This is a genomic window from Kosakonia radicincitans DSM 16656, from assembly GCF_000280495.2.
In the GTDB taxonomy this organism is placed as follows: domain Bacteria; phylum Pseudomonadota; class Gammaproteobacteria; order Enterobacterales; family Enterobacteriaceae; genus Kosakonia; species Kosakonia radicincitans.
Genome location: NZ_CP018016.1, coordinates 3,549,818 through 3,562,301, shown reverse-complemented (window position 1 = coordinate 3,562,301; position 12,484 = coordinate 3,549,818). Strand labels below are relative to the sequence as shown.

The window sequence follows — 12,484 nt, the reverse complement described above, 5'->3', positions numbered from 1 at the left end:
AAATCCGGGCGTTTTTACTGACGCTGCGGCAAGAAAAGAGATTTCTTATGCCGCCGTATTTCGCACTAAGATGGGGTTCTATCAAACGCCAATCAGGCTTTCTAATGGGATACCAAATTGGGTGTGAAGGCGGCGAATCATCGGTAGCGTGAGGCTACGTGTACCGTTAAGAATTTCGTATACACGATTGGACTTGCCGATAGCAGGCTCCAGATCTTTCACGCTCAGCCCCAGTTGCTCCATACGAAATTTGATGGCCTCAATGGGTGAGGGGGGATCAATGGGGTAATGTTTCTTTTCGTACTCTTCAATCAGTAAGCACATCACTTCGAAATAATCACCTTCCGGCGTGTCCAGTTCCGGTTCATTGTCGAACATTGGCTCAACAGCCCGGAGAGCGGCTTCATAGTCCTCTTCAGTTCTGATCGGTTTAATGTTCATTTTTACTCCAGTTCAACGGTTTCGGCGTCGATAGTGTCGTAGTGGCTATGCGTCCCAATAAACTTCACGAATACCCATCCGCGCTGGTAAGCAATCGCCACAATTAATCGATAGTGATTTCCCTTAATGTTGAACACCACTCGCCTCTCTTTCAAAATGCTGGCGCTGCGGTATGGTCCTTTTATCTCTGCCAGGGTTTTCCAATCTGCTTTGGTTACTTCATCGACCCAGGCTTTTAGCGGTTGCTCAGCGTCGGGATTCTCCGCCCAGAAGTCCCTTAATGTTTTCACGGAGATGATCTTCATGCGGACAGGATAGTCCCATTACGGGACTATGGGAAGCGCTAAGTCCCAAAATGGGATAATTCTTCACTAAGGTTGAATATAGCCCGGAACGCGTAATCCGGGCGTTTTTGTTAACTCATCAAACTGACCTGGGCGGCAACGATGCGCCAGCCGTAGGGGAAGCGCACCCAGCTCTGCTGCTGGCGACCAATGCGATCGCTGCCTTCACGAGTGAATTCGGTGCTGCACACGGCGTAATCCTCGCCGAAAGTGGTAATTACCGTATGGCGCAACTCGCGCTGCAATCCGGCGGCCGGGCGCGCGGCGCGAAAGGCGCGGATCTCCTCAATGCCATAGAGATTCTCGCCTGCGCCGAGACGCACGGTGCTGGCATCGTGCCAGAACAGCTCATCAAGCACCGCAATATCGTTGCTGACCAGCGCGTCTTCATAGCGGTAAAACGCGGCTGTGACCTCCGCCAGTACCCACGGGCGGTTAATGTCGTCCTGATGCATCATAGTGTTATCTCCGCAGGGCGGGCATCGGTGATGCCCTGTTCTTCCAGCACACGCGCGGCGCGCAGGCAGGCTTGTTCGTTAAACGGCGCAGCAATCAGTTGCAGGCCAATCGGCTTGCCGGACGCGGTGCGCAGCGGAACGGTCACAACCGGCAGGCCTAAAAACGAAATCGGCTGCGTCAGCATACCCATGCTGGCGCGAATTGGCAGCGGCTGGCCGTTTATCTCCATCGTCTGTTCGCCGATTAGCGTGGCACTGCGCGGTGTGGCCGGGGCGATCAGCACATCCGCATGGGCAAACAGCGCGCGGCTTTCCTGCTGCGCGTGGCGGCGAAAACGCTGCGCCTGTAAATACCACGCCGCCGGGATCATCGCGCCCGCCAGCAGACGTTCGCGCGAGTGTGGTTCAAAACGCTGTGGTTCGCGGCGCAGCGCGGGCAGATACTGATTACCGCCTTCCGAGGCGCTGATAATGAACGCCGCCGAACGCGAGAGTTCCGCTTCAGGAAAGAACACGTCTTCGCGCGCATCGAGAGCGTGCGCTACACGGTTGAGTGCGGCTCTGGCATCGTCGTCGCACCAGGTAGTGAAATAACCGCCCAGCACCGCACAGCGTAACCCTTCCATCCCGCGTGACAGCAGCGGTTGTGTCGCTTCACTGGCGGTTTGTGCCTGAAAGGCATCCTGCGGATCGCACCCCTGTAAGGCGTCATAAACCGCGGCCAGATCGCTCACCCGGCGGGCGAAGGGCCCAATATGGTCGAGGCTGGCGACAAACGGGTGCGTTCCGGCACGCGACAGACGACCAAATGTCGGTTTAAGCCCGAAGATGCCGCACAACGAGGCGGGGACGCGGATGGAGCCGTTGGTATCACTGCCGAGCGAAAAATGCACCAGCCCTGCAGCTACTGCCGCCGCTGAACCGCCGGAAGAACCGCCGGCAATGCGTGCTAAATCGTGCGGGTTGCGCGTCGCGCCGTAGTGGCTGTTTTCGGTGGTAAAACCGTAGGCGTAAGCATCCATATTGACCATGCCCGACAGCAGCCCGCCAGCCTGCTGTAACTGACGCACGGCCCGGCTATCTTCTGTGGCGGCGGGGCGCTGGCTGAATAACTCCGCGCCTGCGAGCGTGGTGTGCCCGGCGACATCAAACAGGTTTTTCACCGCGTAAGGAATGCCTGCCAGTGGCGGCAGCGGCTGGCCATTCTGCCGCAGGGTATCGATGCGCTGCGCTTCGTCGAGCATGCGTGCTGCGGTTACCGTCGTCCAGGCGTTGATCTGTGGGTTGATTTGCTCAATCGCCGCCAGCGTCTGGCGGGCAATGTCGCACGCGCTCAAATCCCCTGCGGCCAGTGATTGCCGGATGTCGGCAATGCTCATCTCATGCAGCTTCATGCTTTGTACACTCCGGCAATTTCCAGACGATCGTCCAGCGGCAGCGCCATTAGCGGTTCAGCCATCGCGGCAATGCGGCGAAACTGTAGCAGCAGCTCGGCGCGCCGCTCATCCGTCAGTTCCACGCCATGAATGCGGATCATGGCGTCCAGATAGACGTCCCATTCGGGTTGTGAATTGTTCATGGTTCTCTCCTCAAAAACCGGCGGCGGAGCCGTTACTGCGGGGATCGAATGCCCCTTCAAACAGGCCGTCAGGATGGCGGACAATCGCGCCTGCGTGGCCCATCGCTTCGGTGAAATCCGCCAGCACGTCAACGTCATGGCCTGACGCGCGCAGGCGGGCGATGGTCTCGGGCGAGAAGCGACCTTCCAGTTTCAGTGAATCCGAGGTTTGCCCCCAGGTGCGCCCCAGCAGCCAGCGCGGGCGGCTGATTGACTCTTGCAGCGGTACGCCTTGCATCACGTAACGGGTAAAAATCGCCGCCTGAGTTTGCGGCTGCCCGTCGCCACCCATCGAGCCGTAGACCATCACGCGGCCATCATGTAGCCGTGCTGCCGCCGGGTTTAGGGTATGAAACGGTTGTTTGCCCGGAGCAAGCGCCAGCAGGTGATCGGGGTTGAGGCTGAACGACGCGCCACGGTTTTGCCAGACGATGCCCGTATCAGGCAGTACCACGCCGCTGCCAAACTCATGATAAATGCTCTGAATAAATGACACGGCGAGGCCGCTGTTATCCATAACGCCCATCCAGACGGTATCACCCGGCCCTTTGCCTGCGCCCCAGGGCGCGGCCTGCTTTTCATCCACACGGTTAGCCAGCGCCTGAAGTTCGCTTGCGGCCAGCAGGCTTTGTATGTCGGTTTTCAGGTGGCGCGGATCGGTGATGTGGGCATCACGCAGGCCGAAGGCCAGTTTGGTGGCCTCTACAATGCGGTGAACGGTGGCGGCATCATCCGCGTTTTCCATCGCCAGACGGTCGGTAATACCGAGGATCGCCAGTGAAACCAGCCCTTGCGTCGGCGGCGCAAGGTTCCATACATCACCCTGCGAATGCTGCAAGTGCAGCGGCGTGGTGCGGCGCGCGTGATGCTGCTGGAGATCTTCCAGCGTCACCGGCAGGCCATATTGCGCCATGCCGCGCGCCAGCCTCCCGGCCAGCGGGCCGCGATAAAAACTCTCCAGCCCCTCTTCAGCAAGGTGTTGCAGCGTGGCGGCGAGCGCCGGTTGACGGAAACGGCTGCCCGCTTTTGGCGGCTGGCCGTTGTGCAGATAGGTGTCGGCAAAGCCAGGCAGATCGCGCAGCTCGGCCAGTTTATCCGCAGTGGCGGTGGCCTGGGAAAGTGTCACCGGCGTGCCGTGTTGGGCGTAATCTATCGCATCCGCCAGCAGACGCGGCAGCGGCAACGCTTTGCCGGTTATTTCGAGCGAGACCTTCAACGCTTCATCCCAGCCGCTGACGGTGCCCGCAACAGTGAGCGCGGCGCGCGGGCCGCGATGCGGAATCGTCGCCAGATCGCTGTAGGCCGCCAGCGTCGCCAGCGAACCGGCAGCGCCGCTGGCGTCGATGGCAATCGGTTTGCCTTCCGGCGGCACAATCAGCCAGAAACCGTCGCCGCCGAGGCTGTTCATATGGGGATAAACCACCGCAATCGTCGCCGCAGCGGCAACCATCGCCTCGATGGCGCTGCCGCCTTCGCGCAGGACAGACAGCGCACTTTGGCTGGCCAGATGATGGGGGGCGACCGCCATCCCGTGGGTGGAGACATTACTTTGCATTCGCTGTCCTCGTAAGCCGAAAAGTAGCCTGAAGTTGCAAAAGCCGTTCCATTTCTGAATAAAAAGTTTCACAGAGAGGGTAAGTGTCATTTTTTTGCCGGGCTGGCATGCATTGTGAAAGGGGAAATCGGTATAGTGCGATGAAACGAAAGTTACAGAGGTCTTATGGAACAGCTTGATGAACGTCTGAAAGGGCAATATGCCTCGTTATCGCCCCAGGAGCAGCGGGTGGCCGATTTTATCTTCGATCACTTTGATGACCTCATAAGCTATAACAGTGCTGAGCTGGCGCAGCTCAGCGGGGTGTCGAAGGCTACCGTCAGCCGCCTGTTCAAGCGTCTGGGGTATGAGAAATACAAAGAGATGCGCGATGAACTGCGTACGCTGCGACAAAGCGGGATGCCGCTGACGGATAACCGCGATGCGGTACAGGGCAATACGCTGCTGGCGCGCCACTATAAGCAGGAGATGGCGAACCTGACGCAGTGGGTTAATGCGCTGGATACACAGCAGTTTGCCGGCGCGCTGGAGGCGATAGTGAAGGCGCAACGCATCATTATTATTGGTATGCGTAACTCCTGGCCGGTGGCGCTGCACCTGCGCCAGCAGTTATTGCAGGCGCGCGGACAAGTGCAGGTACTGCCGCAGCCGGGGCAGAGCCTGGGTGAGGAACTGGTGGATTTAACGCCGGACGATCTGGTGGTGATGGTCGCGTTTCGCCGTCGCCCACGCATTATCCGCCCGCTGATGCAGCAGCTACAGAACGCGAACATTCCGCTGCTGTTGCTGTGCGAGCCGCAGGCGCACAACCTTTTCCCGCTGGCGAGCTGGCACCTGTGCGCACCGTTGGACAGCGTTTCGGCCTATGACAGCTATTCATCGGTCAATAGTTTGATCAACTTGCTGGCGAATGCGTTTTTGCATGAAATTCTCGATAAGGGACGCCCGCGTATTCATGACATTGCCACGCTGTATCAGAAGCTGGATGAACTGGAACAGCGATAATGGGGCACCAGTGTGGTGATTTTGCATTATTTTGGTGCATTTGATTACCGCAAAACGTTCCGGCTTCAGGCGTCTTTTCTTTGTTTTCTCTGCGATAAATGCCGATTTCACCATCGGCATTTTTATTGTGCATCGCTGGCACATTAGTTGCAGATATACATTTAAGGAATCTTTTGTTTCATGTTAACGTAACGGGTAATCACCATGAGAAAACTTTTGATCGCACTGGCCGGGGCCGCTTGTCTGTTCACCTATGCTGCGGCTGCGCAGGCTGACCAATTACAGGATATTGAAAAGCGCGGCGTGATCCGCATTGCTGTCCCGCAGGATTTCCCGCCGTTTGGCTCGGTAGGCACCGATCTGCAACCGCAGGGCTATGACATCGATATGGCACGTTATCTCGCCAAACAGATGAAACTCAAGCTGCAACTGGTGCCGGTCACCAGCGCTAACCGCGTGCCTTATTTGCAAACCGATAAAGTGGATTTGGTGATCTCCAGCCTCGGTAAGAATGCCGAGCGCGAAAAGGTGATTGATTTCAGCCGCGCCTATGCGCCGTTCTTCCTCGGCGTGTTCGGGCCGAAAGGGGCGGAACTGAAAGATGCTGCGGCGCTGAGCGGCAAAAGCATCGGGGTAACGCGCGGCGCGGTTGAGGACATGGTATTAACCAGCGTCGCACCGAAAGATGCCGATGTGAAACGTTATGAAGATAACAACACCACGCTCTCGGCGTATCTCTCCGGGCAGGTGCAGTATGTCGCGACCGGTAACCTTGTCGTGGCGGCAATTGCACGACAGAACGCGGATAAAGCTCCGGTGCCGAGCTTTATGCTGAAAGATTCTCCGTGCTTTATCGGCCTGAAAAAGGACGAACCGGCGCTGAAAGAGAAGGTGAATGCGCTGATTGAGCAAGGGATTAAGGACGGTACGCTGAACAGCCTCTCTGAGCAGTGGCTGAAAGCGCCGCTGCCGGCAAACCTTGGCGCATAAGGCGTGTGAATGACGGAACAACTTCATTTTTCTGCACTCTGGCCGCACTGGCCGGAGTTGCTGGCGGGGATGTGGGTCACCGTGCAGTTGACGATCATGGCGACGGTGGGTGGCCTGGCGATTGGCATTTTCGGTGCGGCTATTCGTAGCGGTCGACCGACATGGTTCAGCCGGATCTGGGGCGGTTATGTAGAGCTGATCCGTAACACGCCGTTTGTGGTGCAGCTCTTTTTTATCGTTTTTGGTCTGCCGAATATTGGTTTCAAGATGACGGCAGGCGAAGCGGCGCTGTTGGCAATGATCGTCAACTTGGGCGCTTATAGCACGGAGATCGTGCGTGCCGGGATCCAGGTGACGCCAAAAGGGCAATGGGAAGCCGGGCGCGTGCTGGGGTTAAGCCGAAGCCAGACGTTTATCCGCGTGGTGCTTCCCCCTGCGTTGCAGCGCATTTATCCGGCGCTGGTCAGCCAGTGCATTATTGTCATGCTGGGATCGTCCGTGGTGTCGCAGGTCTCTTATGAAGAGCTGACCTTCGCCGCCAACCTGATTCAGTCGCGGACATTCCTCAGCTTTGAGGTCTATCTGGTGACCACCGGCATTTATCTGCTGCTCTCGATTGCCATGCGTCAGTTGATGATGGCGGCGGGACGGAAATGGTTGGGGGTACAGGCATGATGACCACATTTACCGACTGGGACATTATCCGCAACCTGTTGCTGGCCGGGCGCTGGACGGTGTTGTTGTCGCTGGTGGCGTTTATGGGCGGTGCGCTGGTAACGCTGCCGTTGTTGCTGCTGCGACTCACTGGTGGACGTCAGGTGAAACGCCTGATCCGCGCCTATATCGAACTGTTTCAGGGCACGCCGCTGTTGATGCAGTTGTTCCTCGCCTTTTTCGGTGTGGCGCTCTTCGGCATCGATGTGTCGCCCTGGACGGCTGCTTCGCTGGCGCTGACGTTCTACACCAGCGCGTTTTTACTCGATATCGGCTATGGCAGCATTCGCGCACTGCCGAAAGGGCAGTGGGAAGCCTCGCGCTGCCTGGGGTTGAGCTTTGGTCAGACATTATTCCGCGTAGTGGCGCCGCAGGCATTGCGCATCGCCATTGCGCCAACGGTCGGTTTTGCCGTGCAGGTGATAAAAGGCACCGCGCTTTCGTCAATCATCGGTTTTGTTGAATTGACCAAGGCCGGCACGATGCTGACCAACGTCACTTATCAGCCGTTTAAAGTCTTTGCGCTGGTGGCGCTGGGCTACTTCATTTTGTGCTATCCGCTGTCCCGCTACAGCCGTTACCTGGAGAATAAATTCAATGCCTCTCATCACCATTAATCAGGTACAGAAGTACTACGGCGACAACCACGTGCTGAAGGGTGTCGATCTGGACATCGATATGGGCGAGGTGATCTCGATTATCGGCCGTAGCGGATCGGGTAAAAGCACGCTGCTGCGCTGCATTAACGGCCTCGAAGGCTACCAGGAAGGGAGCATTAAGCTGGGCGGTGTGACCATTACCAATCGTGATTCACAGGCGCGGGAGATCAGCCGCTCCATCGGAATGGTATTCCAGAGCTTTAATCTGTTTCCGCATATGACCGCGCTGGAGAACGTCATGCTGGCGCCGCGCCGGGTGCTGAAAAAAAGCGCCGCCGAGTGCCGCGAACTGGCGCAACGGATGCTGGAGAAAGTGGGGCTTGGCGATCGCCTCGATTACTACCCGGCGAATCTCTCCGGTGGCCAGCAGCAACGCGTGGCGATCGCCCGTGCGCTGGCAATGTCGCCGAAAGTTTTACTTTGTGACGAGATAACCTCCGCGCTCGATCCCGAACTGGTGGGCGAAGTACTGAAAGTGCTGGAGCAACTGGCCGCAGAAGGGATGACGCTGATCCTCGTCACCCATGAAATGAATTTTGCCCGCGAAGTGGGCGACCGCGTGGTGTTTATGCATCAGGGCCGGGTGTGGGAGCAGGGCGACAGCAAAACGCTGTTTGCCAGCCCGCAGACTACCGAGCTGAAGCAGTTTATCTCTTCCGTGCGCGGTCTTAATTAACGTAAGGAATTTCAGATGGATATCGCTCAATTTCCGCAAATCAATCCGCCGCAACGTCTGCTGATGGGGCCGGGGCCAATCAATGCTGACCCGCGCGTGCTGCGCGCCATGTCGAGCCAACTGATCGGCCAGTACGATCCGGCGATGACCCACTATATGAATGAAGTGATGGCGCTTTATCGCGGCGTGTTTCGCACGGAAAACCGCTGGACGATGCTGATTGACGGCACGTCGCGCGCCGGGATTGAGGCGATCCTCATTTCCGCAATCCGGCCGGGCGATAAAGTGCTGGTACCGGTGTTTGGCCGCTTTGGTCATCTGCTGTGTGAAATCGCCCGTCGCTGTCGCGCCGAAGTGCATACGATTGAAGTACCGTGGGGCGAGGTTTTCACGCCGGATCAGATTGAAGATGCCATTAAGCGCGTGCGTCCGCGCCTGCTGTTAACGGTGCAGGGCGATACGTCAACCACCATGCTGCAACCGCTGGCGGAACTGGGTGCTATTTGTCGTCGCTACGATGTGCTGTTTTACACCGATGCCACCGCTTCACTCGGCGGTAACGCGCTGGAAACCGATGCCTGGCAACTGGATGCCGTCTCTGCGGGGATGCAGAAGTGCTTAGGTGGGCCGTCCGGTACGTCGCCCATTACCCTGAGCAGCCGTATGGAAGAGGTGATCCGCCGGCGTAAATGTGTTGAAGAGGGCATTCGCACCGATGCGCATCTCGACGGTGTGGATGAGATGGTTTACTCCAACTATTTCGATCTCGGCATGGTAATGGATTACTGGGGGCCGGAGCGACTGAATCACCACACTGAAGCGACTACCGCGCTATTCGGCGCGCGTGAATGCGCACGCCTGATCCTGCAAGAGGGGCTCGATAATGGCATTGCGCGCCATAAGCTGCATGGCGATGCGTTGCTGAAAGGGATTCAGGCAATGGGGCTGGAGGCCTATGGCGATTTGCAACACAAAATGAACAACGTGCTGGGCGTCGTCATTCCGCAGGGTGTGAACGGTGACCAGGTGCGCAAATTGATGCTGGAGGATTTCGGCATTGAAATCGGGACTTCTTTCGGCCCGCTGCACGGCAAAGTGTGGCGTATTGGCACCATGGGCTATAACGCGCGTAAAGCCTGTGTGATGAATACCCTGAGCGCACTGGAGTCGGTGCTGAATTATCTGAAATTCGCCACCACGCAAGGGGCGGCGATGCAGGCCGCGTGGGATCACTATCTCAGCGAGGACGTGTGATGATTCAACCGACACGCCTGGAGGCGGCAGCACGTGTGATGTCCCGCGCTGATGAACTGGCAGCAATCAGTGAAACACCGGATGCGCTGACCCGTGTTTATCTTTCCACACAGCATTTACAGGCCAACCAGCGGGTTGCGGAGTGGATGCGCCAGGCGGGAATGCTCGTCTGGCAGGACAGCGTGGGCAATATTTGTGGTCGCTATGAGGCGGCACAGGAAGGCGCTCCTGCAGTGTTGCTTGGTTCGCATCTTGATACTGTGCGTAACGCCGGGCGTTATGACGGGATGCTCGGAGTGCTGACGGCCATCGAAGTAGTACAGAGCCTGCATCAGCAGGGATTACGTCTGGCGCAGGCGATCGAGATTGTCGGTTTTTGTGATGAAGAGGGAACGCGTTTTGGTATCACTTTGCTGGGAAGCCGCGGGTTGACCGGAAGCTGGCCAGCACACTGGCTTACGCAAACTGATGCCGGGGGGATTAGCGTGGCGCAGGCGATGGTGGATGCCGGGCTGGATCCGCAAAGGATCCCGCAGGCGGCGCGCGATGCGGCGGCCTTCAGTAACTATCTCGAATTGCATATTGAACAGGGGCCGTGCCTGGAACAGGCTGGGCTGGCGCTGGGCGTGGTCGAGGCGATCAATGGCGCGCGCAGGCTAAATTGCCGCTTTACCGGCGAAGCCGGACATGCTGGCACGGTGCCGATGAGTCACCGGAAAGATGCGTTGGCCGCGGCGGCCGAATGGATGGTCGCCGTTGAGAGCACCACGCAACAACAGGGCGGTAATCTGGTGGCTACCGTAGGGAATATGCGGGTTCTGCCTGGCGCGGTGAATGTCATCCCCGGCGAGGTGTCGCTATCGCTTGATATCCGTGGCCCGCAGGATGCGCCACTTGATGCGTTACTCAATGAATTGCTGGCGATGGCGCAGGTCATTGCGGCGCGCCGCCATCTGCAATTCAGCGCCGAGGAGTTTTACCGTATTGCCGCTACGCCCTGTGATCAAAAGCTGCAAACGTTGCTTGCCGATGCGGTGCAGGTTGTACAGGGTGAGACGCTGTCGTTACCGAGCGGCGCAGGGCATGATGCCATCGCCATGGCGGAACGCTGGCCGGTTGGTATGCTGTTTGTGCGCTGCAAAGGCGGGATTAGCCACCATCCGGCGGAATCGGTACAGGTGGAAGATGTTGCACTGGCCATCGAGGCGTTTGGGCGAGCGGTAAGAGCGCTGGCGGAAGCGGCATAATAGGTGTTAATGGAGTGCCCGGCAGGGAGACGATACGTCTCCCTGTGCTATCACCTCAGCGAGCGCATAAAAACAGCGGACGTTTGCCAATGACAAACAAAAAACCATTTTTGCCCTGTGGGCGAATGGAATAGTTTATCTCTTTATTGGGGTAGACATAAAAATCTGGCAGCACGGTTGCGATAACTTCATCAGTGGCAGTTTCGATACTGTCCACTTTATTCACCATGGTTGACGTAAAATGATAGGAGTGACGGTTTTCAGTCCATGTATAAGATACATCTCGCCTGATCGTTTCTGTCGGTTTGTTGTCCTCCATATAACCGCCGCTTACGGATATAACACCGCGTTTAGCCTCTCTGTTATACATAAAGTCGAGAGTGAAATTAGCCTGTATGTTTTTGTTATAAACAATCACTGAGGCTGAGCATGTTTCCGTATAGCCAGATGATGCGACGAACAGATAATAAAGATAACCTGCGACTACGCCAGCGATTAAAAATATAAAGCTGAATAGAATTGTTTTCTTGCTATTCACTCTGTACTCCTCTGAAATAGAGTGAAATACAACCCGGTGAAGCGGAGTTTTTAAAGTCTCTCTTACAGGCTAATGCAGTAAGTGTTGGTGATGTTGCTGATACTGGAAAATAGATCCAGGGATAAATCTTACAGTTCAGTCCGGTATTCTTAATCAAATTTTTATATCTCTGATAATAATCTCTGCTATCATGCGTATCATCTTTAATATAAATCTGACAGCCATTGTCATTTTCAACAAAGTTATAGTTATCAAAGAAAACAGGTGTCTTACCGAATGGTAAAGAGTACGCAATTATCAGCAAACCCGTGGCAAAAGCGGCTAATATAATCACTGCGGATAAACGCCAGCCAGCGAATCGCGCGGGTTTGCTTGCAGTTCCCGGCGTTGACAGCGGATTCTGTTCATACTCATTGATATGCGGGTTTAGCGCTGACCATGTCGACTGGTTCGCGGCGTTCCCGTGGGTAATAACAGGATCTTCATATTTTGCGTCTGCGGGAATATCGACGCTGGTAATGTCGGTTTCAGATGTAACCGCTGCGTTAGATTTGTCCTGCCTTTTGATTTTCACACTGTCGTCAATTTGAAAACCTTTTCTGGGAATGGTTGCAATCAATCGGCTATCCGTTTCGCCAACTGCCCGCAACCCGCGACGCACGATCGAGATATTTTGATATAACGTATTTGTTGGAACCAGCATGCCTTCTTCTTCCCACACTTTTTTGAAGAAATCTTGCTGGAGAACAATTTCAGGTGAAGCCTCAAGCAGAAGCAACAAACAACGACTGGCGGGGGCTGTCAGTGTGACGTTTATTTCAGGGTTGCTCACCGAAATAAGCTTTTTCAGTTCCGGTCTGAATTCAATGTTATCGTTAATAATCCAGTGCATATACGCTACAACACAGCCATTGGATGTGTCCCTTTAATGACAGGTTTATCTGTGTGAATCTCATTTAAATATTTGACCATACCATTGACTTGT

15 protein-coding genes are annotated in these 12,484 nt (G+C 56.1%); 7 read left to right on the top strand and 8 right to left on the bottom strand.

Translation table 11 applies throughout. The features are described from left to right. Window positions 1-81 precede the first annotated feature (81 nt). From Y71_RS17230 to hpxW, 6 genes are all read right to left on the bottom strand, one after another. Window positions 82-441, bottom strand: coding sequence for a helix-turn-helix domain-containing protein (locus Y71_RS17230; RefSeq protein ID WP_007374288.1), 360 nt, complete (start codon window positions 439-441; stop codon window positions 82-84). 2 nt (window positions 442-443) lie between these two features. After that, window positions 444-746, bottom strand: coding sequence for a type II toxin-antitoxin system HigB family toxin (locus Y71_RS17225; protein WP_007374289.1), 303 nt, complete (start codon window positions 744-746; stop codon window positions 444-446). A gap of 110 nt (window positions 747-856) precedes the next feature. Continuing rightward, the gene (hpxZ, locus tag Y71_RS17220) at window positions 857-1,243 is read right to left on the bottom strand and encodes an oxalurate catabolism protein HpxZ (protein ID WP_035886240.1); all 387 of its coding nucleotides are present in this window, start codon (window positions 1,241-1,243) and stop codon (window positions 857-859) included. Beyond that, window positions 1,240-2,637 carry an AtzE family amidohydrolase gene (locus Y71_RS17215; protein WP_007374291.1) on the bottom strand — a complete coding sequence of 466 codons (1,398 nt, stop codon included), beginning with the start codon at window positions 2,635-2,637 and terminating at the stop codon, window positions 1,240-1,242. The genes hpxZ and Y71_RS17215 overlap by 4 nt, the downstream gene beginning before the upstream one ends. Further along, window positions 2,634-2,822, bottom strand: coding sequence for an oxalurate catabolism protein HpxX (gene hpxX, locus Y71_RS17210; protein WP_007374292.1), 189 nt, complete (start codon window positions 2,820-2,822; stop codon window positions 2,634-2,636). Before hpxX ends, Y71_RS17215 begins: the two co-directional genes overlap by 4 nt. A 10-nt stretch (window positions 2,823-2,832) precedes the next feature. After that, window positions 2,833-4,416: an oxamate amidohydrolase gene (gene hpxW / locus Y71_RS17205; RefSeq protein WP_007374293.1), complete on the bottom strand. Its 1,584-nt coding sequence runs from the start codon at window positions 4,414-4,416 to the stop codon at window positions 2,833-2,835. A gap of 165 nt (window positions 4,417-4,581) precedes the next feature. On the opposite strand from hpxW, the gene hpxU reads away from it, so the two are divergent. The 7 genes from hpxU to hpxK all read left to right on the top strand — a co-directional run bounded on the left by hpxU (window position 4,582) and on the right by hpxK (window position 10,961). Beyond that, window positions 4,582-5,421: a MurR/RpiR family transcriptional regulator HpxU gene (gene hpxU, locus Y71_RS17200; protein ID WP_007374294.1), complete on the top strand. Its 840-nt coding sequence runs from the start codon at window positions 4,582-4,584 to the stop codon at window positions 5,419-5,421. 204 nt (window positions 5,422-5,625) lie between these two features. Next, window positions 5,626-6,411, top strand: a complete 786-nt coding sequence (locus Y71_RS17195; protein WP_007374295.1) for a transporter substrate-binding domain-containing protein — start codon at window positions 5,626-5,628, stop codon at window positions 6,409-6,411. Between the two features lie 9 nt (window positions 6,412-6,420). Next, window positions 6,421-7,086, top strand: coding sequence for an amino acid ABC transporter permease (locus tag Y71_RS17190; RefSeq protein ID WP_007374296.1), 666 nt, complete (start codon window positions 6,421-6,423; stop codon window positions 7,084-7,086). Beyond that, on the top strand, window positions 7,086-7,742 hold the full coding sequence (locus Y71_RS17185; RefSeq protein WP_007374297.1) for an amino acid ABC transporter permease: 657 nt from the start codon (window positions 7,086-7,088) through the stop codon (window positions 7,740-7,742). Before Y71_RS17190 ends, Y71_RS17185 begins: the two co-directional genes overlap by 1 nt. Continuing rightward, window positions 7,723-8,460 carry an amino acid ABC transporter ATP-binding protein gene (locus Y71_RS17180; protein ID WP_007374298.1) on the top strand — a complete coding sequence of 246 codons (738 nt, stop codon included), beginning with the start codon at window positions 7,723-7,725 and terminating at the stop codon, window positions 8,458-8,460. The genes Y71_RS17185 and Y71_RS17180 overlap by 20 nt, the downstream gene beginning before the upstream one ends. Window positions 8,461-8,475: 15 nt before the next feature. Beyond that, window positions 8,476-9,714, top strand: coding sequence for a pyridoxal-phosphate-dependent aminotransferase family protein (locus tag Y71_RS17175; RefSeq protein WP_007374299.1), 1,239 nt, complete (start codon window positions 8,476-8,478; stop codon window positions 9,712-9,714). Continuing rightward, complete coding sequence (gene hpxK / locus Y71_RS17170; protein WP_007374300.1) at window positions 9,714-10,961, top strand: allantoate amidohydrolase; 1,248 nt, start codon at window positions 9,714-9,716, stop codon at window positions 10,959-10,961. Before Y71_RS17175 ends, hpxK begins: the two co-directional genes overlap by 1 nt. Window positions 10,962-11,016: 55 nt before the next feature. Here the strand turns inward: hpxK and Y71_RS17165 are convergent, their stop codons facing one another. Together Y71_RS17165 and Y71_RS17160 are read right to left on the bottom strand one after the other, a co-directional pair. Further along, window positions 11,017-11,499: a YqeJ family protein gene (locus tag Y71_RS17165; RefSeq protein WP_007374301.1), complete on the bottom strand. Its 483-nt coding sequence runs from the start codon at window positions 11,497-11,499 to the stop codon at window positions 11,017-11,019. Continuing rightward, window positions 11,492-12,391 carry a winged helix-turn-helix domain-containing protein gene (locus Y71_RS17160; RefSeq protein ID WP_007374302.1) on the bottom strand — a complete coding sequence of 300 codons (900 nt, stop codon included), beginning with the start codon at window positions 12,389-12,391 and terminating at the stop codon, window positions 11,492-11,494. The genes Y71_RS17165 and Y71_RS17160 overlap by 8 nt, the downstream gene beginning before the upstream one ends. Window positions 12,392-12,484 lie beyond the last annotated feature (93 nt).